General features: G+C 66.3%; 18 protein-coding genes and 1 pseudogene. 8 read left to right on the forward strand and 11 right to left on the reverse strand.

All coding sequences use genetic code 11. The features are described from left to right. Positions 1–43: 43 nt before the first annotated feature. The 6 genes from ASD71_RS15065 to ASD71_RS15090 form a co-directional block, all read right to left on the reverse strand. On the reverse strand, positions 44–3,028 hold the full coding sequence (locus ASD71_RS15065) for an autotransporter domain-containing protein (protein WP_056565364.1): 2,985 nt from the start codon (positions 3,026–3,028) through the stop codon (positions 44–46). A 702-nt stretch (positions 3,029–3,730) separates the two neighbouring features. Further along, positions 3,731–3,967 carry a hypothetical protein gene (locus ASD71_RS15070; RefSeq protein ID WP_056565367.1) on the reverse strand — a complete coding sequence of 79 codons (237 nt, stop codon included), beginning with the start codon at positions 3,965–3,967 and terminating at the stop codon, positions 3,731–3,733. Between the two features lie 13 nt (positions 3,968–3,980). Next, positions 3,981–5,339 (reverse strand): sensor histidine kinase KdpD, encoded by a 1,359-nt coding sequence (locus tag ASD71_RS15075; RefSeq protein WP_162253559.1) that lies wholly within the window; start codon positions 5,337–5,339, stop codon positions 3,981–3,983. 20 nt (positions 5,340–5,359) lie between these two features. Continuing rightward, positions 5,360–6,025, reverse strand: a complete 666-nt coding sequence (locus ASD71_RS15080; RefSeq protein ID WP_056565374.1) for a response regulator transcription factor — start codon at positions 6,023–6,025, stop codon at positions 5,360–5,362. A 90-nt stretch (positions 6,026–6,115) separates the two neighbouring features. After that, positions 6,116–7,738, reverse strand: a complete 1,623-nt coding sequence (locus ASD71_RS15085) for a methyl-accepting chemotaxis protein (protein ID WP_056566948.1) — start codon at positions 7,736–7,738, stop codon at positions 6,116–6,118. Positions 7,739–7,894: 156 nt separating this feature from the next. Next, on the reverse strand, positions 7,895–9,004 hold the full coding sequence (locus tag ASD71_RS15090) for a porin (protein WP_056565377.1): 1,110 nt from the start codon (positions 9,002–9,004) through the stop codon (positions 7,895–7,897). A 343-nt stretch (positions 9,005–9,347) separates the two neighbouring features. Between ASD71_RS15090 and ASD71_RS15095 the strand changes: the two genes are divergently transcribed. The 7 genes and pseudogenes from ASD71_RS15095 (at position 9,348) to ASD71_RS15120 (ending at position 20,444) form a co-directional block, all read left to right on the forward strand. Next, on the forward strand, positions 9,348–11,237 hold the full coding sequence (locus tag ASD71_RS15095) for an amidohydrolase (protein WP_056566950.1): 1,890 nt from the start codon (positions 9,348–9,350) through the stop codon (positions 11,235–11,237). Between the two features lie 12 nt (positions 11,238–11,249). Then, on the forward strand, positions 11,250–11,678 hold the full coding sequence (locus ASD71_RS15100) for a DoxX family protein (RefSeq protein ID WP_056565380.1): 429 nt from the start codon (positions 11,250–11,252) through the stop codon (positions 11,676–11,678). 79 nt (positions 11,679–11,757) lie between these two features. Next, on the forward strand, positions 11,758–12,441 hold the full coding sequence (locus ASD71_RS15105; RefSeq protein ID WP_056566953.1) for a YoaK family protein: 684 nt from the start codon (positions 11,758–11,760) through the stop codon (positions 12,439–12,441). Positions 12,442–12,556: 115 nt separating this feature from the next. Further along, entirely contained in the window at positions 12,557–13,255 is a 699-nt protein-coding gene (locus tag ASD71_RS15110) for a hydrolase (protein ID WP_056566956.1), read from the forward strand. 72 nt (positions 13,256–13,327) lie between these two features. Then, positions 13,328–13,807 (forward strand): annotated as a pseudogene (locus ASD71_RS28490) (MFS transporter); the annotation flags it as partial. Between the two features lie 97 nt (positions 13,808–13,904). Further along, complete coding sequence (locus ASD71_RS28495; RefSeq protein WP_255357184.1) at positions 13,905–14,858, forward strand: MFS transporter; 954 nt, start codon at positions 13,905–13,907, stop codon at positions 14,856–14,858. Positions 14,859–14,984: 126 nt separating this feature from the next. Continuing rightward, positions 14,985–20,444, forward strand: coding sequence for an AAA family ATPase (locus tag ASD71_RS15120; RefSeq protein WP_156395149.1), 5,460 nt, complete (start codon positions 14,985–14,987; stop codon positions 20,442–20,444). Between the two features lies 1 nt (position 20,445). Here ASD71_RS15120 and ASD71_RS15125 read toward each other — a convergent pair whose 3' ends face one another. The 4 genes from ASD71_RS15125 to ASD71_RS15140 all read right to left on the reverse strand — a co-directional run bounded on the left by ASD71_RS15125 (position 20,446) and on the right by ASD71_RS15140 (position 25,137). Continuing rightward, the gene (locus ASD71_RS15125; RefSeq protein ID WP_235512140.1) at positions 20,446–21,138 is read right to left on the reverse strand and encodes a response regulator transcription factor; all 693 of its coding nucleotides are present in this window, start codon (positions 21,136–21,138) and stop codon (positions 20,446–20,448) included. 113 nt (positions 21,139–21,251) lie between these two features. After that, entirely contained in the window at positions 21,252–22,892 is a 1,641-nt protein-coding gene (locus ASD71_RS15130; protein WP_056565386.1) for a gamma-glutamyltransferase family protein, read from the reverse strand. After that, positions 22,889–24,079, reverse strand: coding sequence for a serine hydrolase (locus tag ASD71_RS15135; protein ID WP_056565389.1), 1,191 nt, complete (start codon positions 24,077–24,079; stop codon positions 22,889–22,891). The genes ASD71_RS15130 and ASD71_RS15135 overlap by 4 nt, the downstream gene beginning before the upstream one ends. A gap of 41 nt (positions 24,080–24,120) precedes the next feature. Then, positions 24,121–25,137 (reverse strand): tripartite tricarboxylate transporter substrate binding protein, encoded by a 1,017-nt coding sequence (locus tag ASD71_RS15140; RefSeq protein ID WP_235512141.1) that lies wholly within the window; start codon positions 25,135–25,137, stop codon positions 24,121–24,123. 123 nt (positions 25,138–25,260) lie between these two features. On the opposite strand from ASD71_RS15140, the gene ASD71_RS15145 reads away from it, so the two are divergent. After that, positions 25,261–26,184 carry a LysR family transcriptional regulator gene (locus ASD71_RS15145; protein WP_056565391.1) on the forward strand — a complete coding sequence of 308 codons (924 nt, stop codon included), beginning with the start codon at positions 25,261–25,263 and terminating at the stop codon, positions 26,182–26,184. Here the strand turns inward: ASD71_RS15145 and ASD71_RS15150 are convergent, their stop codons facing one another. Further along, positions 26,185–26,652: a hypothetical protein gene (locus ASD71_RS15150; protein WP_056565394.1), complete on the reverse strand. Its 468-nt coding sequence runs from the start codon at positions 26,650–26,652 to the stop codon at positions 26,185–26,187. Between the last annotated feature and the right edge of the window lie 18 nt (positions 26,653–26,670).

Genomic DNA, 26,670 nt, shown 5'->3' on the forward strand with positions numbered 1-26,670 from the left:
TGCCGTTCTGGCATCGGCATGAACCGGCCCCGCACCATGCGGCTTAGAAGCGCGTCATCAGTTTGAACATGCCCGACTGCTGACGGTTGCCGCCGCCAAACTGCGCGTCGTACGCCACACCAGCCGTCGTGTTGCGCGTGATCGCCACTTCGGCGCCCAAGCCCAGCACGGCCGCATTCTGCGCGATCGGCACGCCCGACACCGTGAACGTGCTGCCGCCCTCGAAAGCCAGCTTTTGCGTGGGTTTGACATCGCCCATCGCATGGCGCCAGCCCACCGTGGCCGTCAGGCGGCCCGGCGCGCTGTCGGTGCCGATCAGCATGGCGCCGCGCAGGCCCAGCGTGGTGCTCGTCACGTCGTCGTTGCTGCCTTCGCCACGCAGGGCCGCACTGCCGCCCGTCTCCTGGAAGTCGCGCGTGCGGACCTGGTTCCATGCCACGCCGGCAAAGGGTTCGATGGCGTAGGCGTCGCCCAGCGGCAGCTTGTAGCCCAGTTCCGTGAACACCTGCGTCGAGGACGCGTTATAGGACGACTCGAGGCGCTGGTTCAGGCTGCCCGCCGCCACGTTGCGCTTGGAATCGATCTCGTGCCAGGTATATGCCGCGCCCACCATGAAGCGCACATGTCCCGGACCGGCTTCGAAGTTCTTGCCGCCGAAGACCGTTGCGGTGTAGCTGTCCACGCTCATGCGCGACGACACGTCGGAGATCGAGTTGTGGCTGCCGGTGTAGCCGACCGCGCCGCCCAGGCGCCAACCGCCGCCCACGTCGCCGTCACCGCCGACAAAGAGACCGCCCGCGGACTGATGCACCGTGGACGCATTGCCGTCGCCGCCGAAGGTGCTCCAGTTGCCGAAGGCCTGCGCCCAGATCGGCGACGCGCCGCTTTGCGGCAGCGCGTCGGACGACGAAGCGCCCAATTGCGCGGTCGGCCGGCCCGCGCGCATCGGCGCATCCAGATTGCCGCGCAGATGCGACAGCGGCAACGTGGTCACCGCGTCACCCTGGCCTTGCAACACGCTGCCGGTGCTGGCGTACGCTTCGCCGGACAGTTGCTTCAAGGCCGCGCGCGCCTGCTCGGGCGACATGGCCAGCACAGCCGCCGTCACCTGGCTCGCGCCAGTCGTCTTGCCTGCGCCGTTGCCGCTGGCGATCAGCGACGAGTCGGCGCCGGGCGCGGCGGGTTGCGCGACGACCGGCGCGGATTCGCTGCCGGTGCCGGCCGTTGCCGAACCATTGCCCGTCGTTGCGGAACCGTTGCCCGTCGATGCCGAGCCTTCGCCCGCCGGTGCGGAACCATTGCCGGCAGATGCCGAGCCATTACCCGCCGAGGCGGAGCCATTGCCTGCGGAAGCCGAACCGTTGCCCGTGGAGCCCGATCCATTGCCCGCGGGCGCCGAACCATTACCGCTCGCAGGCGGCGCTTCCTGATCCAGCGCACCGCCCACGTTCGTTTCGTTCTCCGAACCGCCCACGCTGCCGATCGGCACGTCATTGCGCGAGAGCGTCATGAACGCGTTCTTCGCGTCATAGCTGAGCGACGGGGTCAGGAACGCGTAGTTGCTCGACACGCCCGTGAAACGACCTTGAATGCCGCCGTCCGCCGTCAGGATGTTGTACGTCGTGCGCGGCGCGTAGTTGCCATTGGGACCCACGTGCGCGACCGTGCCATCCAGCGTTGCCACGCCGGTCACGTGGATGCGGTCGCTCAGCGTGCTGGTCGGATCGGCGTGCACGCGATAGATCGTGTCCTGGCCGAAGTTGAGGTTGCCGTTCACCGTCAGCGTGCCCATCGGCGTGCCGTCGTTACCCGGCGAAATCACCGCCGTGGGGTACAGGGTCGTGCTGCCCACCTGGCCGATACCTGCCAGCACCACCTCGCGGCCGATATCCATCGGGCCGTTCAGCTTGCCGTTGATCTCCAGTGCGCCATCGGCGATGAAGATGGGACCGGTCAGGTTGCTGCTGTCGCCGTTCAGGATGATGGAGCCGACGCCGGTCTTCACAAAACCTTCCGTGCCTTGCAGCGGGTTGTCGATGATGTCGACGAACCTGCCGGCCGCATACGTGCCGTCGCCCACGACGATCACGGGCGGGTTGCCGCCGGTGCCCGCCAGCGTGATCGGCGCGCCTTGCAGGCGATACCGGTCCGTGGCGAACTGCAGGCCCGACACGCGCACCGGACCGGCGCTGCCGTCCACGGTGACCGTACCCGCCGCGCCCGTGAAGATCGCGTAGCCGCCGCTGGGCAGGGCGCCGGTGGCGTTGGTCGGGCTGCTCCAGTTGCCGCTCGCCGCGGTCCACGTGCCGCTGCCGCCACCCGCGTTGGCCGCCGAGGCCACGCCGTTGCCGTTCCACAGGTTGGTCGTGCTGGGGCCCAGGACCAGGTTGATGTGCTTGTCGCCGGTCAGCGTCTGGATCGTCGCGGCCGGCACCGAGTCGCCGGAGACCGTGCCCAGTGTCAGGCCGCTGCCGCTCAACGTGCCGCCGTACGACATGATGCGGTAAAAGCCCGCGTTGACCCCGTGCGTGCTGACCTTCACGTTCAACGTCGCGTTGTTCAGGGCAACGTTGCCGCCCACGGTGATGTTGTCGCCCGTGCCGGGTTGCGTGATGGGCAGTCCGGCATAGCCGGTTTCAAAATCAAAGACGCCATTGTTGATCGACAGGTTGCCATTCACCACGAGATTGCCGTTGGAAACGCCGGTGGGCGTGTCCACCCAATAACCCGGCGCAACGCGAGAATTTCCCGTCACGTTCAAATCGCCACCGATCGACCCGAAACCCGCCACCGTGCCGTTCGACATGGCATTGACGTTGCCGCCGATCGCCACGCCCGCACCGCCGCCATTACCGCCGATAACCGCCGTGCCGCCGTTGACATCAATGCCGCCGGGAAAGTTGGCCGACCCGTCAAACACCTGCGTATTGCCCGACCCGATGGTCAAGTCCGCAGCGGTGACGTTCCCCACATAGGTCGCGCTCAAGGCGAGCGTCGCCGTCAGCCACTTTTTTGTGCCGTATGCCAAAACTTCAATCCTCCGGATTAATCGAGCTTCCTTTCACACATTACCGATATGTTTAAAAAGTATCGGCAAGTAATAATGCAGCCGGCGTGAATTTAGGGTCAGCTCTCGAAAAAAGGAGGCACTGTATAACGGTTCTTTTTACGTCCCCGTTAATAAACGGGGTTATATCCCGTTAATTATCAAAATAGGTCTACGGCATACGACCGATATTCGTAGGCGAGTGTGCACACGGGTTATCCGAAGTATTTATTTTTTGATTGCGGATACCATCTCAAAGCACTATCAGGGGGCTTTTGGATACCATCCCTCGCCCGGCAAACGTGGTTTGGCGGCGCGCAATTTGCACGGAAACGGGTCACAAAATGACACGACTGATGCAGCAGCCATCAACTTCGTGATTAATTGAACGGACGGCGCGCGCCCTCAGGCCAGCAGGCGTTTCACCCGGCTGATTAACACCGCGAATGCGGAAGCCTCATGGATCTTCAACGCTTTCGCACCGCAACGCGGACACTGCGTGGCAATGTCGCGCCCCGCTATCAGCACGTCACTGACCGGCGCGGACGTCTTGGACCAATTGCATTGAGGACAGGCCTGAGTAAACGGCTTGGTGCGGACGGGCATATGCGGTATTCAAAAATTTGATGGAGCAGGCATTTCGAAAAAATCGGCTTAGCGTTAACGGCAGGACTGCGACATCTCTTAAGATGTTGCGCCGCGTGAATCCCGCAGCACAAGCTTCCACCACGTCTGATCCGGCACTTTGCCCGCCGCGCCTCGCGCCGTCGCCAGCCGCTCCACCGACCGCTTCAATCCGCCATTGCGCTGTGCAAGCTGGCGTATCCGCTGCAACTCGTCCCGGCTTTGGGCCGCCAGCAGGTAGGCGCGCAACGCGTCAAACGGTGGCTTGGTTTTCCCGCCGGAATCTGGCGTGTCCATGCTCTTTCCCCCCTCAGGCGGGCGAGGCGCCGGCCATCGCCCCAGGCAGCGGAAACGTCACGTTCAGGCACACGCCACGTCCGTCGGCGCCATCCGCCACGGTGACGCGCGCATGGTGCGAGCGGGCGATTCTTGCCACCAGGGCCAACCCGAGCCCGCTGCCGTGGCTTGGCGCGCCCGGACCGCGGTAGAACGGGTCAAAGATCCGCTCGCGCAGCAGCGGAGTGATTCCGGGGCCGTTGTCCGATACCACCAACGTAACGCTGTCCGCCGCCCACTGCAACGCCACCCTGATCTCGCTGCCGTCGCCGCTGTACCGGCCGGCGTTGTCCAGCAGATTGCGCACCAGGATGCCCAGCGCATCGACCTGACCCAGGATCTGGCCCGGAACGGCATCCACGGTGAGCTGCTGGCCGCGATGGACGAACGAGCCCTGCATGTCCCGCAGGACGAAGCCCACCACCGCAGCAAGGTTCACCGGCTCAAGCAGGATGTCGTTCCTGTCGGTGCGCGCCAGGTCCAGCAACTGCTCGACGATCCGCGCGCTGCGGCGGGTCGTCTCGGCGATCTTCTGCATCAGCATCTTCGCCTTCACGGGATCGTTGACGCGATACGCCGTGTCCGCGTAGACGGCCAGCACCGCCAGCGGCGTGCGCAGCTCGTGGGCAGCGTCGCCGATGAATCGCCGCTCGTTCTCGATAAGCGTCACCACCCGCCGCTGGCGCTCGTTGATGGCCCGTATCAAGGGCCCCACTTCGGCGGGCACGGTCAGCTCGTCAACGGTCACGCCGTCGGTCACGCTGGCCTGCGCAATGTCCTTGCCCGCACGGCCCAGCTTGCGCGTCGAGCGGCAGACCACGAACATCGTGACGCTGCCGATCCCGGCAAACATCAGCAGCGTGATGATCGAGCCCAACTCAAACCGGTCGGCCAGCCCCGCATAGAACGCGCGCGTCGGCGTCGCGGCAACGATCTCGAAGCGGGCCGTCTCGTCCAGTCCCGCATAGACGCGCCAGGTGTCGCCGCCAAAGTCGACGCACGAGAACCCGATGGAATTGGCCTGCGCCATCCGCGTCCGGGGCGCGTCCGTCGACGCCAGCACCAGCCGATTCGTCACGCGGTCCCACACCTGGATCTCGGTCTTGCCGATGGACTGGCGCAACAGGAAGGCGGGCACCGGCAGGTCCCGGCGGATGTCCTGCGTCACCGGCACCATCGCCAGAAAGAACGCGACGCTGTCGACCACCGCGTTCAGCTCGTGATCGCGCGCCCCGGACTCGGTCCGCGTCAGGCTGTTCCAATACAGGCCAAACTGCACCAGCCACGACACCAGCAGCGCGCTGAAAATGCCCAGCAGAATCTGCGCGCGCATCGAATTCGTGACCCGCCGCATCAGCCGCCATCCCGGGCCAGGCGATAGCCTTGGCCGTGCACGTTTTCGATGGCGTCCTTGCCCAGCTTTCGCCGCAGGGCGTGGATGAACACGGCGATCGTATTGCTCTCGCCGGGGCGGCCGGCGCCGTAGAGATGCGCGCGCAGCTCTTCCGTGGACACGAGCCGGTCTGGGTGCCTCACCAGCATCTCCAGCGTGCGGAACTCCTGCTCCGACAGTCGGGTCGGCACATCGTCGACGAAGGCCTCGCGGCGCCCCGGGTCCAGCTTCACGTGACGCCAGGCCAGCACCTTGTCGCCCGACGCGCCGCTGCGCCGGAGCAACGCGCGCATGCGTGCAAAGAGTTCCGTGGGCTCAAACGGCTTGATGACGTAATCGTCAGCGCCCAGATCCAGTCCCTTGATACGGTCGCTCAAGGCATCCCGCGCGGTGATCAAGATCACCGGCACCGCGTCACCGCGCCGGCGCACAAAGCGCAGCACGTCCAGGCCCGACCCGCGATGCAGGCCGATATCGAGCAGCACGATCGTGAAGGCATGTTCCAGGAGCAGCACCTTGGCGGCGTCGGCTTGCTGCACCAGCGTCACCGCAAAGTCCAGTTCCTCCAGGGCCAGCGTCAATGCGTCCGCGAACATCGCGTCGTCCTCGACCAACAGCACCCGCATATCCGTGATCCCCTCTGTGGGCCTTGGCAGCCTCTGCGCGGCGCGGCGTGCTTGCCGCGCGTGCCGCATCATAAAAGGTCAGCCGCCGGCTCAAGCGTGGGCAGGCGCGGCCAGCGCCAGCGGCTCGTAGCGCGCCCCCGGATGCGCCGCCACGGAGCGCCGCTCCGTCTTGAAGCGCGCCACCGCCTGCAGCAGCTCCTTCGCCTGCGTGGCCATCGCCCCAGCCGCCGCCGCCGATTCCTCGACCAGCGCCGCGTTCTGCTGCGTCATCGTGTCCATCTGCGACACCGCCACGTTCACCTGTTCGATGCCGCTGGTCTGCTCCGCCGAGGCCGAGGCGATTTCCACCGTCACCTCTTTCAGCCTGGCCACCGCGTCCAGCACCTTCTGCATCTGCTCGCCCGCAGTGGCCGCCAGCGCCTCGCCGCCTTGCACGGCGCGCTTGGAGTTCTCGATCAAGCCCTTGATCTCCTTGGCCGCCGTCGCGCTGCGTTGCGCCAGCGCGCGCACTTCGGTGGCCACCACCGCGAAGCCCCGGCCCTGTTCGCCGGCCCGCGCGGCCTCCACCGCCGCATTCAGCGCAAGAATGTTCGTCTGGAACGCGATGCTGTCGATCACCGACACGATCTCGCCGACGCGCTCGGCATCGGTCGAGATCGCGCCGATCGCGTCCACCACCTGGCCGACCACGCGGCCCGCTTCACCCGTGAGCTGGCTGCAGTCCACGGCAAGACTGCTGCCGCTTGCCGCGTTGTCCTGGTTCATCCGCACGGTCGAGGTCATTTCCTCGATGCTGGCAGCCGTTTCTTCCAGCGAGGCGGCCTGTTCCTCGGTGCGTTGGGAAAGGTCCGCGTTGCCTTCGGCAATCTGGGCGGACGCCGTCGAGATGGACTCCGCCGCGCTGATGATGGTGCCCACCGTCGTCGCCAACTGCATCCGCATCGTCTCCAGCGAATACATCAGGCTCGACCGATCGCGTCCGTCCAGCGTGAGCGCCGTCGTGAGGTCGCCGCTGGCAATGGCGCCGGCCAGCTTCTGCGCATCGGCGGGCTCGCCGCCAAGCTGACGGAGGATGCTGCGCGTGACCAGCCACGCCGACAGCACACCGGCCAGCACGGCGATCGCCATGATCACGATGATTGCATTGCGCAGGCTTGCCGACGTCTGCGCGGCCTGCGCGGCCGATTCGTCGCTGAGTCTGGATTCCAGGTTGGCAAGCGCCATCAACTGGTCGAGCCAGGCGTCCTGCTTGGGACGCAGCTCTTCACGCAGGATCCTGGCGGCTTCCTGCGCATTGTTCTGCCGCCCGGCCTCGAGGGCGCGCATGTAGATCGGCGTCGCCTCCTGCTCCGCGCGCCGCGCGGCGGCGAACAGGTCGGTTTCCGCGGGAAGCGTCCCTTGGTCCTCGGCAAACATCCGCGCGAGCCGCTCGCTGGCTTCGCGGTATTGCGCCGCCATGTCCTGCGACCGGGTGATCTCGTTCGCCACGGCCTGAGCGTCCGTCTGCAGCACGATGTTGCGCACCACGATGGCGCGGCTCTGCACCAGATCCCGCATCTGAAGCGCCAGCTTCAATTGCTGGTTGTTGACGGACACGATGTCGGACATCGCCTTGTCCAGCGTCTTCACCGCATACAGCGACAGGGCGCCAAGCACCACCAACGCCAGGACCAGGAAGAGGAAACCGATAGCGAGGCGGGACCTCACTTTCATGGCTGCAAGATTCATCATTCGCCTTTGTTGTGATCGACAACCGGCTCATGATTATTCGCGCTGTTGCAGCGCGGGGCCCGTTGACAGGGTCCGCGCCGGCTGACGAGCGCGACTATAGCGAGGCAAGGATTAACGAATCGTTAATCCCCGCCAGGGTCAGAAGTTATGCCGCAGCCCCAGCGCAATCGTCTGCGGGCTGGCGCCGGCGGTCACGCCCAGGTCGTTGATGGCAAAGTCGTAGGCCGCGTTCGAGCGGTTCTTGATCTTCGAATAGTACGTATACACGGACGTGCGCTTGGACAAAGGCTGCTCATAGCCGATCGTGTACTGGACCGCGCCGGTCTTCTCGCCGCTTCGCACATAGCCCACCCGTTGCGTGGACGGCCCGGTGCCATTGGCGGCGTACCCGACGGATGCGTTGAGGCTGCCGGTGCCCAGTTTCTGCACCACGGACACGTAATAGCCCTTGCGGCGCAGATCGCCGGTGGCCGTCTGGTAGCGCAGCTGCTCGAAGACCAGATTGATCGTGGTGGTCGGAAACGCATATGAGGCGCCCAGCTTGAAGGCGTCGTCGTGCGAATCGGCAAGCTGGTAGTTCTTGTGGAGTTCGTACGCGGCCACCAGCGACAACGGCCCTTCCTTGTAGCTAGCAGACCACGAGAACAGCTGCGGGTCGCGCGGGGTCGTCATCCGTTCCTGCGGCAGGCCCCACGTGAACCCCGCGCTCAAGCCGTTCCATTCGGCGGACCGGTAATGCAGCGAGTTCTTCTGGCGCCGGTCGAAGGAACTGGTGTTTTCGATATTGCCCGTGCTGGACGCCGAGCCGTTGCCCATCAGCGCCATGTATCCCGCCGTGGTGGGATAGTACGGATCCATCTTCATGGTCGACTCGGTGTAGGCCGTGTGCCAATTGCCCAGAAAGAACGTGCCGTAGGGCGACGCCAGCCCCAGGCGCGTGTTCCGGCTGGCGATCTCGCCTTGCCCGGTGTTCAGCGCAATGCCGCTTTCAATCTGGAAGATCGCGGACAGGCCGTTGCCCAGGTCCTCTTCGCCGCGCAGGCCGAACACAGACCGATTGTTCGTCATGCGCGCGCCGGAGCCGGCATTGTCGCCGCCGCTGATCCAGGCGTATTCCAGCGCCGTGTTGAGCCGGCCGTATAGCGTGACGGATGACTGCGCCATCGCGCTGCCCGCTACGCCACACAGCGCGGCCATCGCGCATCCACCAACCAGAACCCGTTTGCGCGCTTGGCGGCGAACCTTCATCTCATGCTCCTGTGCTTTCCGTGGGAATCCTGCGCGATGAACCCATGGGCACGGGATACGAGCGACCCCGGAACTGCAAGGCAGCACGCAAACCGCAAAACGATACGCGTGCATGCGGCGCCAGCGCCATTCGTCGATGGTATAGGGTCACAACCCTAATGTCGGATTGCGCCCCACTGGCCGCCATGGAAACCTACCCGCCACGAAATTAATCGAGGAGAGTGACATGGCTTCGCGTCGACAAGTCCTGGGAGCGGCGTCTTCGCTGGCTTCCGCGTTTGCGCTCAACAGCATGTGGGCAGGCCGGGCGAATGCCGGGTCGCAGAACCAACCCGGCACGCCGCTGGCGGATGGCCCCCCGGAAGTGATCTTCTACAACGGCCGCTTCACCACGCTGGACCGCGCCAATCCGGAAGCGGGCGCCGTCGCCGTGAAGGCTGGCAAGTTCGTCGCGGTGGGCAGCGACCGGGAAGTCCTGCGCCTGGCGGGATCGAACACCCGGCTGGTGGACCTGAAAAAGAAAGGCGTCCTGCCCGGGCTCTATGACAACCACACGCACGTCGTGCGCGGCGGCCTGAACTACAACATGGAGCTGCGGTGGGACGGCGTGCGGTCGTTGGCGGACGCCATGGAAATGCTGCGCCGGCAGGTCGCCAACACGCCCGCGCCCCAATGGGTGCGCGTGGTGGGCGGATTCACCGAGCACCAGTTCATTGAAAAGCGCCTGCCGACCATCGAGGAAATCAATGCGGTCGCGCCGGACACTCCCGTGTTCCTGCTGCATCTGTACGACCGCGCGCTGCTGAATGCCGCGGCGCTGCGCGTGGTGGGCTACACCCGGGACACGCCCGACCCCGAAGGTGGCCAGATCATCCGGGACTCGAACGGCAATCCGACGGGCCTGCTGCTGGCCAAGCCCAACGCCACGATCCTGTACTCCACGCTGGCCAAGGGTCCGAAGCTGCCGTTCGACTATCAGCTGAACTCCACGCGCCACTTCATGCGCGAGCTGAACCGGTTGGGCGTCACGGGCGTCATCGACGCCGGCGGCGGCTATCAGAACTACCCGGACGACTACGCCGTTATCCAGAAGCTGGCCGACGACAACCAGTTGACCGTTCGCCTCGCCTACAACCTCTTCACGCAGAAGCCCAAGCACGAAAAGGAAGACTTCCTGAACTGGACGTCTTCGGTGAAGTACAAGCAGGGCGACGACTATTTCCGCCACAACGGCGCTGGCGAGATGCTGGTGTTCTCGGCCGCCGACTTCGAGGACTTCCGCGTCGAACGGCCGGACATGCCGCCGGAAATGGAAGGAGAACTGGAAGAGGTCGTGCGCGTCCTGGTCCAGAACAAATGGCCCTGGCGCCTGCACGCCACCTACGACGAAACCATCACGCGGGCGCTCGACGTCTTCGAGAAGGTGCATCGCGACACGCCGCTCACCGGCATCAACTGGTTCTTCGATCACGCCGAGACGATCTCGGACAAGTCGATCGACCGGATCGCCGCGCTGGGCGGCGGCATTGCCGTGCAGCACCGCATGGCGTACCAGGGCGAGTACTTTGTCGAGCGCTACGGCGCGAAGGCCGCGCAGGCCACGCCCCCGGTCAAGCGCATCCTTGAAAAGGGCGTGAAGACGTCCGCCGGCACGGACGCCACCCGCGTCGCGTCCTACAACCCGTGGATCTCCCTGTCGTGGATGACCACGGGCAAGACCGTGGGCGGCATGCCGCTGTACCCGCACGAAAACCTGCTGGACCGCGAGACGGCGCTGCGCATGTGGACCGAAAACGTCGCGTGGTTCTCCAATGACGAAGGCAAGCGCGGCCGCATCCAGGTGGGCCAGTTTGCCGACCTGATGGTCCCGTCCCAGGATTACTTCACGGTGGCGGATGAAGAGATTTCGTTCCTGACGTCCGACCTCACCGTGGTGGGCGGCCGCGTGGTCTACGGCGCGGGCGACTTCGCGCCGCTGGACGAGAACGCGCCGCCGCCCGCCATGCCCGACTGGTCTCCCACGCGCCTGTTCGGCGGCTATGCCGCCTGGGGCGACCCGGAAGGCGCGGGACGCAATTCGCTGGACTACAAGCGTTTTGCCGCCGCCTGCGGTTGCGCCACCGCTTGCGGCATGCATGGACACAGCCACGCCAACGCGTGGGCCTCCAGCGTGCCGGCCTCGGACCAGAAGTCGTTCTTCGGCGCGCTGGGTTGCTCGTGCTGGGCCGTGTAAAGGACTGAATCCATGTCGAGCATTTCAACCTCGCTGACCGGCCTTGCGCGCCCCATTCTCGGGGGCCGCGTGGCCCGCTTTGTCGCCTACCTGGGCTTGTGCGCGGCGTATCTGCAGGGCGGATTGGTCAAGCTGACCGATTTTCCCGGCGCCATTGCCGAAATGACCCATTTCGGGCTCACGCCCGCGCCGTTCTTCGCCGTGGTCGTGATCGCGCTGGAGATCATTGCCTCGCTCATGATCCTGATCGGATGGCACCGCTGGATCGGCGCATTGGGGCTGGCGATCTTCACCCTCATCGCCACGTTCGTCGCCCTGCAGTTCTGGGAAATGCCGCCCGGCCAGGCGCGCTTTTTCGCTGCCAACTCGTTCTTCGAACACCTTGGGCTGGTGGGCGGATTCCTGCTCGTGATCTGGCAGGACCTGAACGAACGGCGGTAACAGCCTTCGCAGTGCCCGTCGCGCCGGCCGCACCGCCGTTCCAACGGGCACTGCGTCTTCAACGCTCACCTTGCACATCATGGAACAGACACCCGTATCTCCCCGATTCACCGGCCTCTTGGGCTTTAACGCGGGATACGTCGATACGGCGGGGTTCCTGGCGTTGAATGGCCTGTTCACGGCGCACGTGACCGGCAACTTCGTCACGCTGGGCGCCGCCTTCGTCCACGGCACGACCGGCGCCTTCGCCAAGCTTCTGGCCTTGCCGCTCTTCTGTGCCGTCGTCGTCCTGACGCGCCTGTGTGCGTCCAGCCTCGCGGCCGCAGACACGGCGATGTCCAAGCTCATGTGCGCGAAGGTGCTGCTGCTGGCCGCCGCCGCCGCCGTCCTCGTCGCCTACGGACCGTTTCCCGACAGCGACGCGCCCTTCGCCGTGACGGGCGGCATGCTGCTGGTCGCCGCCATGGGCATCCAGAATGCGATCCAGCGCATGCACTTGGGCAGCGCGCCGCCGTCCACCCTCATGACCGGGACCACCACGCAGGTGATGATCGACCTTGCCGACCTCTGCAAGGGCGTCTCCGGCGAAGCCCGCACGGCCGCCGTCGGCCGCCTGCGAAAGATGTTGCCCGCCCTGGCCGCCTTTGCGACCGGCTGCGCCATTGCCGCGCTGCTGTACTGGGCGTCCCTCATGTGGTGTTTCGTCCTGCCGCCCATCGTCGCCGCGCTGGCCACCCTGGGCATCAAGCGCGCCCCCAACTGACCCTACTTGAGGGGGGACGCGCCATACCTTCGAACAATGTCGAAATGCGAACGTTTCACATATTCTGACGTTCTCGTCAAAGCCCCCCTCTGTTTCAACCCTCCAGGTGATTTTCATGTCCCAAGCAAAGCTCGAAGTCCTGACCCCGCAGAACAGCCAGATCATCTTCATCGATCACCAGCCGCAAATGGCCTTCGGTGTGCAGTCGATCGACCGCCAGACGCTCAAGAACAACGTTGTGGGTCTGGCCAAGGCCGCCAAGGTCTTCGGCGTCCCGACCACCATCACCACCGTCGAAACCGAGTCGTTCTCGGGCTACACGTACCCCGAACTGCTGGACGTGTTCCCGAACCAGAAGGTCCTGGAACGCACCTCGATGAACTCGTGGGACGACCAGAAGGTGCGTGACGCGCTGGCCGCCAACGGCCGCAAGAAGGTGGTCGTTGCCGGCCTGTGGACCGAAGTCTGCAACACCACCTTTGCGCTGTGCGCCATGCTGGAAGGCGAGTACGAGATCTATATGGTTTCCGACGCGTCGGGCGGCACGTCCAAGGAAGCGCACGACATGGCCATGCAACGCATGATCCAGGCCGGCGTCGTCCCTGTCACGTGGCAGCAAGTGCTGCTGGAATGGCAGCGCGACTGGGCCCACCGTGACTCCTACGATGCCGTGATGGAAATCGTCAAGGAACACTCGGGCGCCTACGGCATGGGCGTGGACTACGCCTACACGATGGTGCACAAGGCCGGCCAGCGCACGCAGACCGCCCACGACGCCATCGCGCCCGTCGCTGCGCCCGTCATCGCCCGCTGATGCCCCCCGGGCCCGCAGCCGCTCTCGCAGCGGCCGCGGGCCTTTTTGCTTTCTCCCGCAGCCTGCCCCGCCATGACGCCCGCCGACACCCGCCCCGCCGACGCCCAGCCGTCCTCGCCTTTCGCCTACTCCGCCTTCTCCGTTATCTGGATCGCCACCGTGCTGTCCAACATCGGTACCTGGATGCATGACGTAGGCGCCGGATGGCTCATGACCTCGCTGTCGCCGTCGCCCATGTTCGTGGCGCTGGTGCAGACCGCGGGTGCGCTGCCGGTCTTCCTGTTGTCGCTCCTGGCCGGCGCGCTAGCCGACACGATGGACCGCCGCAAGTTGCTGCTGATGGTGCAGATCGCCATGGGCTTCATCGCGCTGGCGCTGGGCCTGGTGGTCTGGTTTGGCCTCACGACGCCGTGGGTGCTGCTGGGCTTTACGTTGCTGATGGGCATTGGCACGGCGCTGTCGGCGCCCGCTTGGCAGGCCATCGTGCCCAGCCTCGTGCCGCGTCCGTCGCTGCAGCAGGCCATCGCGACGAACAGCGTGGGCATCAACGTCAGCCGCGCCATTGGCCCGGCGCTGGCCGGCGTGCTGATCACCAGCCTGGGCGTGGCGATTCGAGAAGCGCCTGCCGCGCGAGCAGCTCATCCACGCCATGCGCGCCGGGCTGCGCTTCGCGCTACACAGCAAGCCGCTCAAATCGACGCTGGTCCGTGCCGTCGCGTTCTTTCTGTTTGCCAGCGCCTACTGGGCCTTGCTGCCGGTGATCGTGCGTCAGGTGCTTCAGGGCGGCGCCTTGCTCTACGGCATCATCCTGGGCTGCGTCGGCGCGGGTGCCGTGATCGGCGCCATCGTGCTGCCGCCGCTGCGCAAGAAGCTGGGTCCGGACCGCAGCGTCATGGCCGGCACGCTGGGCACGGCGCTCACGCTGGTGGTGTTTGCGGTGGTGCCGCATCCCGTCGTCGCCGGCGCGTTCAGCTTTCTGGCGGGTGCGTCGTGGATCATGGTGCTGACCTCGCTCAACGTGTCCGCCCAGGTAGCGCTGCCCGACTGGGTGCGCGCACGCGGCCTGGCGATCTTCGTCACGGTGTTCTTCGGCTCGATGACCGCCGGCAGCATGATCTGGGGACAGACCGCCGTGCGCGCCGGCGTCCCGACGGCGCTGCTGATCGCGGCCGCGGGCTCCGTCATTGCAATGGTGCTGACCCGCAAGGCTCAACTGCAACTGGGCGCGGAGCTGGACCTTGCGCCGTCGATGCACTGGCCCGAGCCCCTGATCGACCAGCAGGTGTCGCATGATCGCGGTCCGGTGATGATCACGGTGGAATACCTGATCGACCCGGCGCGCGGCGCGGACTTCGTGCAGGCCATGCATCATGCCGGCGCCGAGCGCCGCCGCGACGGCGCATACGCCTGGGGCATTTTTGAAGATGCCGCTCAGCCCGGCCGCTACCTTGAGTACTTCCTGGTGACGTCGTGGCTCGAACATCTGCGCCAGCACGAGCGCGTCACGCATGCCGACGAAGACCAGCAGGCGGAAGTCCGCGCGTTCCATATCGGCGACACGCCGCCGCGGGTGTCGCACTTCGTGGCGCCCATCCCGCAATAGGCCGCCAACGCAGATGACCCGGCGTTGCCCGCACACACCGTTACAAGAGAAGAATGATTCCTGACTAGAATTGCGCCGACAGGGATTTTGATGCCGCGCGCCGAGAGGCCGCAGCTCAGGTGTGACATGGATAGCGCTCCTCGCTTCGAGGCAGTCAACGGAGCCCGTTTCGAGGTTCTGTGGGTGGATGGCGACCGGGTCTTCGGACGCGGCGCCTCGAAGCTTGCCGTCTGGCTCCGGCCGAACGACAGCTCGGAATGCGCGCGGCACCTGCTGGAGCAGGAATACGGCCTGCGCGACTACCTGCATCCGGACTGGGCCGCGGTCCCGACCGAGCTGGCGCGCGTGGGCGGCTCCACCGTCCTGTACCTGCAGGATCCCGGCGGACAGCCGCTGGCCACGCACCCCACGCGCGCGATGCCCGCCCCGATGTTTCTCCGTTTCGCCATCGAGGTGGCGATGTCGCTGGGGAAGATGCACAACGCCGGGCTGATCCACCGGAATCTCAAGCCGGCGCATATTCTGTTCAATGAACAGAATGGGGCCGCTCACCTGACCGGATTTTCGTTCTCCACGGCGCTCGGCGCCTATCAAGCAGCGCCCGCCTCGCCGCCAGGCGATATCGTCGGCACCCCCGCCTACATGGCCCCCGAGCAGTCCGGCCGCTCCGGCCACCGCGCCGACGCGCGCTCCGATCTGTATTCGCTGGGGGTCGTCTTCTACGAAGCCTTGACCGGCGAGCTTCCCTTTCAGGGCGAATCAGCGCTGACGTGGCTGCACAGCCATACGGCGCGCGTGCCCGTGGCGCCGGCCGAGCGCGACGGCGGCATCTGCGCCGAGCTGTCGGCCATCGTCATGAAGCTGCTTGAAAAGTCGGCGGACGACCGGTATCAGACGGCGGAGGGGCTTGCCGCGGATCTTCAGTACTGCCTGTCCCGGCTGACGGCAGGCCTCGGCGCCGCGCCCGACTTCGTGCCGGGCCGCTACGACCACCCGGGGCGCGTGCGCGTGCCGGCGACCCTGTACGGCCGGGGCACCGAGCTGGACATCCTGCTCGGCGCCATGGGCCGGGTGGCGGGTTCGGGCCGCGCCGAGGTGGTGCTGATCTCCGGCGAACCGGGCGTCGGCAAATCCATCCTCATCGAAGAGCTGCATCGCGTCGTCGGCAGCCAATACACCCTGCTCGCAAAGGGCAAGGGCGATCCCCACAGCCACGCCGGGCCGTACGCCGCGCTGGTCGAGGCGGCACGAGGCCTGCTTCAGTCCGTGCTTGCCAAGAACGAAAGCGACCTGGGCGAATGGCGGGAAAAGCTGCGCGTGGTGGTATCCGCGGGCGGCGACAGCCTGCTCGCGTTGATCCCCGAACTGGCGCTGATCGTGCCGGACGCGTCGGGCCTGCTTGCCGAAGGCGACGCCAAGGCGCGGTTGCGCCTGGCCTTCCAGCATCTGTTCTGCGCGTTCTCGTCGCCCGGCCATCCGTTGATCCTGTTCCTGGACGACCTGCAGTCGACCGACGCCGCCACGCTGCGCGTCATCGAACAGCTTGCGCAGACGGATCTTCAGAACATCCTGGTCGTGGGCGTGTATCGCGCCGAAGCGATGACCGCGCGCCACGCGCTTGCCGCCTTCATTGCCAGCCTGCGCGCCAACACGATTCCCCTGACCGAGATCGCGCTCGACAACCTGCCGGAGCACGATTCCGCCCGCCTGATCGCCGATGCGCTGCAAAGCAGGTCGCCGTGGATCGATCCGCTCGTCAGCCTGGTGCAGGCCAAGACGGCCGGCAATCCGTGCTTCATGCTTCGCTTTCTGGCCACGCTCTCGGCCGAGGGGCTGCTGCACTACGACCCGCGCCGCCAACGCTGGATCTGGGATGCGGACGCCATCCGCGAGCAGGCCTTTACCGACAATGTGGTCGGCATCATCATCCAGCAGGTCGAGCGTTTGCCGCCGGACAGCCGCGACGCGCTTCAACACATGGCGTGCCTCGGACACGATGCGTCGCTCGGCAAGCTTTCCATCGCGCTGGACTGGCCGCGCCTCGACGTTGCCACCGCGATGCGCGAATGCGAGCGGCAGAGCCTCGTGTTCCGGGCCGGCGACGTGTACCGCTTTCCGCACGACCGGGTGCAGGCCGCCAGCTATGCGCTGATTCCCGAACGGCAGCGCGCCGCCACGCACCTGGCGATCGGCCGGCGGCTCGTGCAGGACCTGCAACCGGAACAATTGAAGGCGCACGCATTTGAACTGGTCGATCAGTTCAACCGGGCATGGCAACTGGTCCACAGCCCGGAAGAACGCGTCCGGCTTGCCCACCTGAACGCCCTGGCCGGCGCGCTGGCCAAGGACACCGCGGACTATTCCGCGTCCATCCGGTATCTGGAGGCCGCCTCGGCGTTCCTGTCCGAGGACGGCAGGCAGCATCAACCGGCGTTGGCCTTCACCATCGAGATCACGCGCGCCGAATGCGAATTCCGCAATGGCGCGGTGGCAAGCGCCAAGCATCGGCTGGCCCGCCTGGGACAGCGCGACGGATCGTTGCCGGAACTGGCCCGCGTGACGCAACTGCGCGTGGAAGTGTTCATGGCGCTGGGCGAACGGCACGAAGCCATACAAGCCGGACTGGATTATCTGCGCCGCGCCGGCATCGACTGGACGGACAGTCCGTCCGATGAGGCCGTATCCCGCGAATACGCCGAGTTCAATGCGTTGCGGGCCGGGCGGCCCGCGGCCGCGCTGCTCGGTTTGCCCTCGATGGAGGACGCCGAGGCGGAAGGCACGATGGGCGTCCTGACCGCGTTGCTTCCCCCCGCCTGGACGCTCTTTGCGAATCTGCGCGAGCGCGTCATTCTGCGGATGGCAAACCTGAGCCTGCGGCATGGCAATACGGATGCGTCCAGCCTCGGCTACGCGTGGCTGGGCATGATCCTGGCCGCACGCACGGGCGACTACGCAGACGGCTACGCCTTCGGCAAGCTGGGCGTCGACCTGATCCAGCAGCGCGCGCAGGTCCGCTTCAGCGCGCGGGTCTATCAGGTCTTCGGCGGCCAGATCGTCCCGTGGTCGCAGCCGATCAGCGAGGCGCGCGACCTGCTGCAAACCGCCTTCGAGCTGGCGAGCCAGCAGGGTGACTGGACCTATGCGTCCTTCGCGCTGAACAGCCTGGTCACACACACGCTTGCCACCGGCGGCCCGCTGAACACCATCCGCGCCGACGCCGGGCGAGGCCTGGCGTTCGCGCGCAAGGCCGGTCTTGAAGTGCTGGACCGCTATACCTCGCAGCTTCAGCTGGCCAAGATGCTGCAGGGCCTCACGCCACAATTCGGCGTGCTGGACGACGCGGGTTTCAGCGAGGCCGAATTCGAACGGCGGATCCAGGCCGAGCCCGGCCGCAATGTCACGGCGTGCTGGCACTACCTGCGCAAGCTTCAGGCCCGGGTATTCGCCGGGGATTTCACCAGCGCCGTGCGCGCCAGCCAGAACGCCTCGGCGTTCGTCTGGACGTCGCTCGCGTTCGTCGAGGAGATGGAATTCCACTTCTACTCCGCGTTGGCGCGCGCCTGGTGTCCCGTGCCAAAGTGTCCGTCGGAACGCGCCGCGGCGCTGGCCGCCGTAGAGGCCCATCTGGAGAAGCTGCGTCCGTGGGCCGCGTCCAGCCCGTCCAACTTCCAGAGCCAGCAGATGCTGATCGACGCCGAAGTCGCGCGGCTGCACGGCGATGTCCTGGACGCGATGCAACGCTACGACGACGCCATCCATTGCGCCAGCGATCACGGCCTCGTGCATGTCGAGGGCCTGGCCAATGAGTGCGCCGCGCGCTTTTATGAGGGCCGCGGCCAGCAACGCATTGCGCACACCTATCTGCAGCATGCGCGCGCGTGCTATCAGCACTGGGGCGCGTCTGGCAAAGTGCGGCAGATCGACGCCTTGTACCCCACGCTGTTCGTGGACCGCCGCGGCGCCACGCACGGCTCCACCATCGAAACCCCCGTGGAAAGCCTGGATCTGGCCACCGTCATCGACATCTCCCGCGCGCTGGCCAGTGCGCTGGATCTGCAGACGCTGCTCGACATGCTGATGAAGATCGCGCTGGAACAAGCGGGCGCCACGCGCGGCGTGCTGGTCCTGCAAAGCGGCGGCGATCTGTATGTCCGCGCCATCGCAACCACCTCCGGCGATTCCGTCGCGATCAGCCAGCGCCCGCAATCGCTGGACGAAGCTGGGCTGCCGCAGCAGATCGTGAACTACGGCTGGCGGACCGGCGAAACCATCGTGCTCGACGACGCGTGGGCGACGGGCGCCTTCACCGGCGACCCTTATGTGCGCGCCGCGCGGCTGCCGTCGGTGTTGTGCCTGTCGTTGACGACGCAGTCCAAATCCATCGGCGTGCTGTACCTGGAAAACACCTTGGCGCGCGGCGTGTTTGCGCCGCACCGCACCGCCGTGCTGCGCCTGCTGGCGTCGCAGGCCGCCATTGCGATCGAACGCGCGCGTCTGTACCGCGATCTGGCGCAGCGTGAGGCCCGGATACAGCGTCTGGTCGAAGCGAACATCATCGGCATCTGGTTCTGGCGCACCGACGGACAAGTGCTGGAGGCCAATGACCTGTTCCTGTCCATGACCGGTTACGGCCGCGAGGACGTCAGCGCCGGCCGGTTGCGGTGGACGGCGCTGGTGTCACGCAGCGGCGCGGTGACGCTGGATGAACTGTTGCTGCGCGAGACCGCCGAGCCGGTCGAGACCGAGCTGATCCGCAAGGACGGCCGTCGCGTGCCCGTGCTGCTGGGCTCCGCGCGGTTTGCCGCTGGCGACAACGAGGGCGTGTCGTTTGTCCTGGACCTGTCCGAACGCAAGGCGGCGGACGCCAAGATGCAGCAGATTCAATCGGATCTCGCCCACGTCACCCGCATGACCACCGTCAGTTCGATGACGGCGTCCATCGCGCACGATGTCAGCCAGCCGGTGTCGGCGGTTTTGACCGAAGCGCAGGCCGCACTGAACTGGATTGCGCGCACGCCGCCCAACACCGAAGAAGTCGCCGAGTCGCTGCGCCGCATCGTGCGCAGCGGCCAACGCGCCGGTTCGATCATTTCGGGGGTGCGGGCGCTGATCAAGAAGGCGCCGGCGGCCTTTGCTCCGATCGAAATGAACGGGCTCGTGAAGGAAACACTGGCGCTGCTGCGCAGCGAGCTCAATGTCAGCGAAATCGAAGTCATCCTGGATCTGGCCGATGCGCCCCTGCACACCCAAGGAGACCGCGTCCAGCTCCAGCAGGTCCTGCTCAACCTATATGTCAACGCGGCCGACGCCATGAAGCACGAGCCGTCCGCGCGGCAGCTGACCGTCGTTACCCGGCATGCGTCAGACGGCGACGTGCTTGTCGAGGTGCTGGATACGGGCAGCGGCATCGACGCCGCATCAGTGAAGAAACTGTTCGATCCTTTCTTCACCACCAAGACCAAGGGCCTGGGAATGGGTCTTGCCATCTGCCGCGAGATCATCCAGTTGCATCACGGCCAGATGTGGGCGCGGCCCAATAGCCCGGCGGGCGCGGTGTTCTACTTTTCGCTGCCCGCGCAGGCGTGAGTCATTCGCCGTCGCCCGCCTCGTCATCGCCGCGCGATGGCGGCGATTGCAACGCTTGCGCGGCGACGCGCGGATTGACCTTCATGATCATCTGCACCAGCTGGGCAAAGCTGCGCGCCTGCATCTTCCGGTAGGCGCTTGCCCGGTGCGCCTTGACGGTCACTTCGCTGATGCCCAGTTGCTCGGCGACTTCCTTGTTCAAACAGCCGGACGCGATCATCTCGATCACCTGCTGCTCGCGTGCGGTCAGCGAGCGATAACGCTCCAGAAGCGTCTCGAACTCCTGCTCCTTGGCGCGGCGCGCGACGTCCGACTCCAGCGCGCGGTGCACGGAATCAAGAAGACGCTGCTCGGAAATGGGCTTTTCCAGAAAATCGATGGCGCCGGCCTTCATCGCCTTGACCGTCTGGCGAATGTCGCCAAATCCTGTGACCACCACGATGGGAATGTGATCCCCCAGTTCGCGCATGCGCGCCTGCAACGCCAGGCCATCGCCATCCGCCAACTGAAGGTCCAGGATCAGGCAGGAGGGCACCTGCGGACGCGCCGCCGCCTGAAACGCGCTGATCGAATCGAAGGTTTCGGCGTGGATCCCGATGGACGACAGCAAGCGAAACAGCGAGTCGCTGACCTCGGCGTGATCGTCCACGATGTACACAATCGCAGAGGGCGCGCCGGATTTTTGAATGTTCAACGCTATGACTCCTTGCGGGGCGGACTCGCTTCGGTTTTTTCTTGCCTCGCGACCCGCGAAGGGCAGCCACCAAGTACGAAAGCGGAGATTTTAAGCGTTGAGAATTGTCCCCCTTATTTGCCGGCCGGCGCGGTCACCCCCAACGCCACCCCATCGCGCTGCGGATCCGCGCCCCCCTGCAATACGCCGGTCATGCGCGACACCACGTGCGGCGCCGCGAAGGCATAGCTTTGATAAGCGCGGCTGATCGCGTGTCCTTCCTGCGCAAGCACGCCGGTCACGTAGCGCGGAATGCGGTTGGAAACGTCGATCGCGTTGCCGGTCACCGAGATGCGTGGCGCGGCCACTGCCTCGAACGCGCTCATGCCGAAATCCACCAGGTTCACCACGGTCTGCGTCAGCGCCGAGGCAATGGCCGTGCCGCCGGGCGCGCCCAGCGCGGCCTGCACCTCGCCGTCGCGAAACAGCAGCAGCGGGCATTGCGAACTGGTGCGGCGCTTGCCTGGCCCGATCGAGGCCGCCCGGCCCGGCCGCGGGTCAAAGCCGCTAAGCAGGCCGTTGTACAGCACGCCCAGGCCATCGGTGATGATGCCCGAGCTCGTGCCCAGGCTGTGCGTCAGCGTGGCGGCGTTGCCGTCGGCGTCGATCACGCAGACCTGCGTGGTGTCGCGCGGCTCCGCAGCGATGCCGGGCGCCAGCCGGGTGAGTTCGGCAGGCAGGCGCGCCCGGATGCGCTCGGCAATCTCCCCCGCGTGCTCGCGCGACAGCAGCCGCGCCACCGGCACCTCCACGAACTCCGGGTCACCGATCAAGGTGTCCTTGTCGATCGTCACCCACTTGAGCGTCTGGGCCAGCAATTCCAGATACGCCGCGCTGTTGTGGCCCAGCGCAGCCACATCGAACTGCGCCAGCACGTGCAGCGCCTGAATCAGCGTCAGGCCGCCCGCCGGCGGTGGAAACCCCGCCACCTGCCAGCCGCGATAGTCGCCCCAGATCGGCGCCGCCTCGGACACCGCGTACGCATTCAGATCGGCCAGCGTCAGCAGGCCATCATGCTTGCGCATGTCGTCGGCGATGCGGCCGGCGATCTCGCCGCGATAAAAGTCCGCCGCGCCTGCACGCGTCAGATGTTCCAGCGTCGCCGTCAGATCGGGATTGTGCAGGCGCTCGCCGGGGCGCTTGAAATTGCCGTCGGCATCCAGGTACACCGCGCGCCCGGTGGCCGACAGCGCAAGCCGCTCGCGCGTCTCCAGCATGCCGCCGCGGGCACGGTCGAGCGCGCCGTATTGGTACATGTGCGGGCGCACCACCACGCCGTCGCGCGCGTGCTGCAGGGCCGGCGCCAGCGCGTCGGCAAAAGACCAGGTGCCGTAGCGCGTCAACGCATGATCCAGGCCGGCCAGCGTGCCCGGCGTGCCGATCGATTGATAGCCCGCTTCGTTGACGTTGCCCTGGACCACGAAGGCGTAGCCGTCGGGCGTTTCGTTCAGCGGCAGATGGGCCCAGATATCCGGCCGCGCCGCAGCCGGCGCGCGGGCGCAGAAATCGACGCAGGTATGCACGCCGCGCCCGGGCAGCGCAACCTGCAGCGTGCCGTACCCCGCAATGCCCGCCATCATCGGATCCACCACGCATTGGGTGAAGGCCGCCGCCACCGCGGCGTCCACCGCGTTGCCCCCATCCATCAGGACGCGCGCCCCGGCCTCTGCGGCCTCGGGCTGCGCGGCGCAGATCATGGCGCGGCGCGGGCTCATGCGACAGCCCCGGAGGCCTCGCGCAGCGCCACGATGAAGGCGTTCAGACCCGCATCGCGGTCGGGCTCGTTGGCGCTCAGGTAGCGCGGCTCGGGGTAGGCGGCAAGCTGCACCACCGCCAGTTGCGCGCGGGTGTCGATGAAGATGCGTTGGCCGGAATGGCCCATCGCCATCATCGCGCCGTCCTCGCGCAGCCACCAGCTGTAGCCGTAGGCCGTAAGCCCCAGCGCCTGGCGCTGTGCGGTGTGCAGGTCGGCCGGAATCTGGAAGGCGGGGGTACCGGATTGCGCCACCCAGCCCTCGGGCAGGATGCGCTCGCCATTGACCACGCCATCGTCGAGCACGAACTGCGCAAAGCGGCCGATGTCGCGCAGCGTCATGCCGGCGCGGCTGCCGCCGATCTCCTGGCCGTCTTCGGATTCCAGCGTGTAGAAGCCGTCGAACTCCATCCCGCAAGGCTGCCAGATGCGGCGCGACATGTAATCGGCCAGCGTGCCTCCTGTCGCCGCGCTCAGTACGGCGCCCAAGAGGTAGGTGTCGCCGGTGTTGTAGTGCCAGAAGCGTCCGGCGTCGTGGGCGCGATGGCACCCGCGCAGCAGCGACAGCACGCCGCCCGGCACCTTGTCGGCCAGCGACTTGCTGTATCGGTTCACGTCGGACGCCTTGTCCGTGTAGTTCTCTTCCCACGCGATGCCCGACGACATGGTCAGCAGATGCCGAACCGTGACGGCGTCGTAGGCGCAGCCGGCCAGCGCCGGCACATAGGCGGTGACGGGATCGTCCAGGCTCTTGATGGCGCCGTCGTGCAGCGCCGCGCCGGTCAGCATCGCCGTCATGGATTTCACGGTCGACATGGTGGACCAGCGTTCCTGCGGCTGAAAGCCCAGCCCATAGCGTTCCAGCACGATGTGGCCGCGGTGGATCGCGATCAGGCCGGCCACGTTGTTGCGGTCCATCAGGTCGCCCACGCCGAGGGTCTCGCCGTCCTGCGTATAGCGCACGTCGATCTCGGGCGCGCGCGGCAAGGGCCGGGGCGTCGCGCCGCGATGGATGGTGCGGGTGGCGAACAGGCGGTCGACGATGCGGTAGCCATACGACTGCAGGCAGGGCGGCCACAGCAGGAAGTCTTCCCCGCGCGGCAGGTGTTCAACGGCCTCGGCCAGCGGCGGGGTGGGGATAGCGTTCATGAATGCCTCAAGAAAAAACCGGGCGCGAGGCCCGGCACGGATCAGTCGTTGCGGATGCCGAGGCGCTTGACGATGGGGCCCCAGACCTCGGCCTCCGTCTTCATCGATTGCGCCACCGATGCCGCGCCAAGTTCCTTGGGCGGCGTCATGTAGATCTCGTCCATCTGCTTGCGAACCGCCGGGTCCGCCCAGAACTTGCGCGTGGCCTCGGTAAGCCGCGTCACCACTTCCGGCGGCGTGCCCTTGGGCGCCATCAGGCCGTACCAGGCGTCGCCCGGAAAGCCTTGCACGCCAACTTCCGCGATGGTGGGCACGTCGGGCAACTGCGCGACGCGGTCTGCGCCGAAGATCACCAGCGGCACCGCCTTGCCGGTCTTGACTTGCGGCACCCCGCCGGTCAGCGCGTCCGCCGTCAGGTCGATCTGGCCGCCGATCAGGTCCATCATGGCCGGCGCCGCGCCCTTGTAGGGCACGTGCGACATCTCGATCTTGAAGTGCTCAGCCAGAAACGCGACGTTCAGGTGCGTGGAGTTGCCGATGCCCGCCGAGCCGTAATTCAGGTGGCCCGGGCTGGCCTTGGCCTTCTTCACCAGGTCGTCCACCGACCGGATGCCGGTGGCGGGATTGGCCACCAGCACCTGCGAGGTGCCGGCGATCTTCGTGACCGGATCGAAATCGCGCGTCGGGTTGTAGGCCAACTGCGAGTACGTGAACGGATTCACCGACATGTTGGACGTGCTGCCAAACAGCAGCGCATAGCCGTCCGCCGGCTGCTTGGCCACGAACGCGGCGGCGATGCTGCCGTTGGCGCCGGGCTTGTTCTCCACCACCACGGTGCCGCCGATTTCCTTGCTGGCATAGGCGGCCCAGGCGCGCGCCAGCGCATCGGCCGCGCCGCCGGCCGCCACCGGCACCACCACCGACACCGGCCGCGCCGGCCAGTCCGCGGCCGAGGCCGGTGCGGCAAAAGCGAGGACCAGCGAGCCGGCCGCAGCCAGGCCCATCAGCCGTTGAACGACGCGGGAATTCGACTGCGGAAAGGGCAAATCGCGGGCCATGGCCAGTGCTCCAGATGAAATCGGACGTTGAAGACCCGCATTCTGGTAGCGCTTTTTCATTACGTCCAATGCATAATTCATCATCAAACCATAATCAGCGCGTAATAAAACCAGGGGACGCGGATGAATCTTCAACAGCTCGAACACTTCCTCGTCCTGGTCGAAACCCGCTCTTTCAGCCGCGCGGCGGCCAAATTGCACCTGACGCAGCCCGCGCTCAGCCGCAGCATCCAGGCGCTTGAAGACACGCTGGGCGGACGCCTGCTGGAACGCGACAAAGGGAAAACACTGACGGCGCTGGGTGAGCTGGCCATCGTGCGGGCACGCAGAATCCGCGTCGAGCTGGCCGAATTGCGCCGCAGCGCCAGCCTGCTGGCCGACTACGCGGGCGGCACGCTGCGGCTGGGACTGGGCCCCACCCCCACCGCAATCCTGTCCCTGCCGCTCTTGCGCGACATGAAGGAACGCTACCCCGCGATCAAGCTGCTGCTGAGCGGCGGCACGCCCGAGATGCAGGTCCAGGAACTGCGCGAAGGCGCGGTGGATGCCCTGGTGGTGCATCGCAATCACATCCCCGCCGACCCCGACCTGCACCTGCGCTTCTTTCCGCGCACCCCGCTGGGCTTCGTGGTGCGCGCCGGCCATCCGCTGGCGGGCAAGAACGGCCTGGATTTCGACGCGCTGCGCCGCTACGCGGTGGCGGCCAGCGGCCGCGCCATGAGCGACGAGGTCATGCACCGGCTCAATGCGTACTTCGGGCCGCCGGTCCACTTCATCGACGCGATCCAGTACCAGTCGAACGACATCCAGGCGCTGGTCGACCTGGTTCGCACCACCGACACCGTCTTCTTTGGCGTGCTGCGGGTGGCGCAGCCGGCCATCGCGCGCGGCGAACTCGTGCATGTCGACGTGCGTCCGGCGCTGGAGCTGTCGTCGCAGTTCGTCTTCGTGACACTCGAGGGCAAGACCTTGCCCCCGGCGTTGCTGCGGCTCAGCGAGCTGTGCATGCGGTACATGTCAGGCGCCGAGGATCCGCAGCCTGACTGATCACTTCTTCTTGTTGCAGTCGATCACGTTGGCGTGCTCGATGATGTCGTTCTTGTCGGTGAACAGCGTGATGTTGCAGAAGTAATCGATCACCGTGCGATTTTCCGTGTAGCCCACCTTGCGATAGACCGGTTCACTGCTGACCGGCATCTGGCCGCTGACGCCCTGGCCGCCGATGGTGACCGAGGTGGTCCTCTGCCCGACGTATTCAACACCGGTCTGCACGAACACCTTCTCGTCCGTGGTGTGGGTCTGCACGCGGTTCCACGCGTAGAAACCGCCGCTGCCGTAGGACGAAGGACCCATGCCCTGATCCGGCCTGCCAAACAGCTTGAACGCGTTCTTGGCCGGTTGGCCCACCAGCTTCTGGGCCGCGACCTCAACGTCGTTGGGTGCGGCGGGCTGCATGGCGCAACCGCTGAGGGCCAGAAGCGCGAGGGCCAGGCAACCGTGCTTGAGTGACGGCATCGGGACAGACTCCTTGAG

Origin of the sequence: Achromobacter sp. Root565, from assembly GCF_001427425.1 — a bacterium.
Taxonomy (GTDB): domain Bacteria; phylum Pseudomonadota; class Gammaproteobacteria; order Burkholderiales; family Burkholderiaceae_B; genus Achromobacter; species Achromobacter spanius_D.

Excerpts from the sequence above, each read along its gene's own strand:
- ASD71_RS15070 (WP_056565367.1), bottom strand. The coding sequence starts at position 3,967 with ATGGACACGCCAGATTCCGGCGGGAAAACCAAGCCACCGTTTGACGCG.
- ASD71_RS15075 (WP_162253559.1), bottom strand. The coding sequence starts at position 5,339 with ATGCGCGCGCAGATTCTGCTGGGCATTTTCAGCGCGCTGCTGGTGTCG.
- ASD71_RS15080 (WP_056565374.1), bottom strand. The coding sequence starts at position 6,025 with ATGCGGGTGCTGTTGGTCGAGGACGACGCGATGTTCGCGGACGCATTG.
- ASD71_RS15085 (WP_056566948.1), bottom strand. The coding sequence starts at position 7,738 with ATGAAAGTGAGGTCCCGCCTCGCTATCGGTTTCCTCTTCCTGGTCCTG.
- ASD71_RS15090 (WP_056565377.1), bottom strand. The coding sequence starts at position 9,004 with ATGAAGGTTCGCCGCCAAGCGCGCAAACGGGTTCTGGTTGGTGGATGC.
- ASD71_RS15100 (WP_056565380.1), top strand. The coding sequence starts at position 11,250 with ATGTCGAGCATTTCAACCTCGCTGACCGGCCTTGCGCGCCCCATTCTC.
- ASD71_RS15105 (WP_056566953.1), top strand. The coding sequence starts at position 11,758 with ATGGAACAGACACCCGTATCTCCCCGATTCACCGGCCTCTTGGGCTTT.
- ASD71_RS15110 (WP_056566956.1), top strand. The coding sequence starts at position 12,557 with ATGTCCCAAGCAAAGCTCGAAGTCCTGACCCCGCAGAACAGCCAGATC.
- ASD71_RS28495 (WP_255357184.1), top strand. The coding sequence starts at position 13,905 with ATGCGCGCCGGGCTGCGCTTCGCGCTACACAGCAAGCCGCTCAAATCG.
- ASD71_RS15120 (WP_156395149.1), top strand. The coding sequence starts at position 14,985 with ATGGATAGCGCTCCTCGCTTCGAGGCAGTCAACGGAGCCCGTTTCGAG.
- ASD71_RS15130 (WP_056565386.1), bottom strand. The coding sequence starts at position 22,892 with ATGAGCCCGCGCCGCGCCATGATCTGCGCCGCGCAGCCCGAGGCCGCA.
- ASD71_RS15135 (WP_056565389.1), bottom strand. The coding sequence starts at position 24,079 with ATGAACGCTATCCCCACCCCGCCGCTGGCCGAGGCCGTTGAACACCTG.
- ASD71_RS15140 (WP_235512141.1), bottom strand. The coding sequence starts at position 25,137 with ATGGCCCGCGATTTGCCCTTTCCGCAGTCGAATTCCCGCGTCGTTCAA.
- ASD71_RS15145 (WP_056565391.1), top strand. The coding sequence starts at position 25,261 with ATGAATCTTCAACAGCTCGAACACTTCCTCGTCCTGGTCGAAACCCGC.
- ASD71_RS15150 (WP_056565394.1), bottom strand. The coding sequence starts at position 26,652 with ATGCCGTCACTCAAGCACGGTTGCCTGGCCCTCGCGCTTCTGGCCCTC.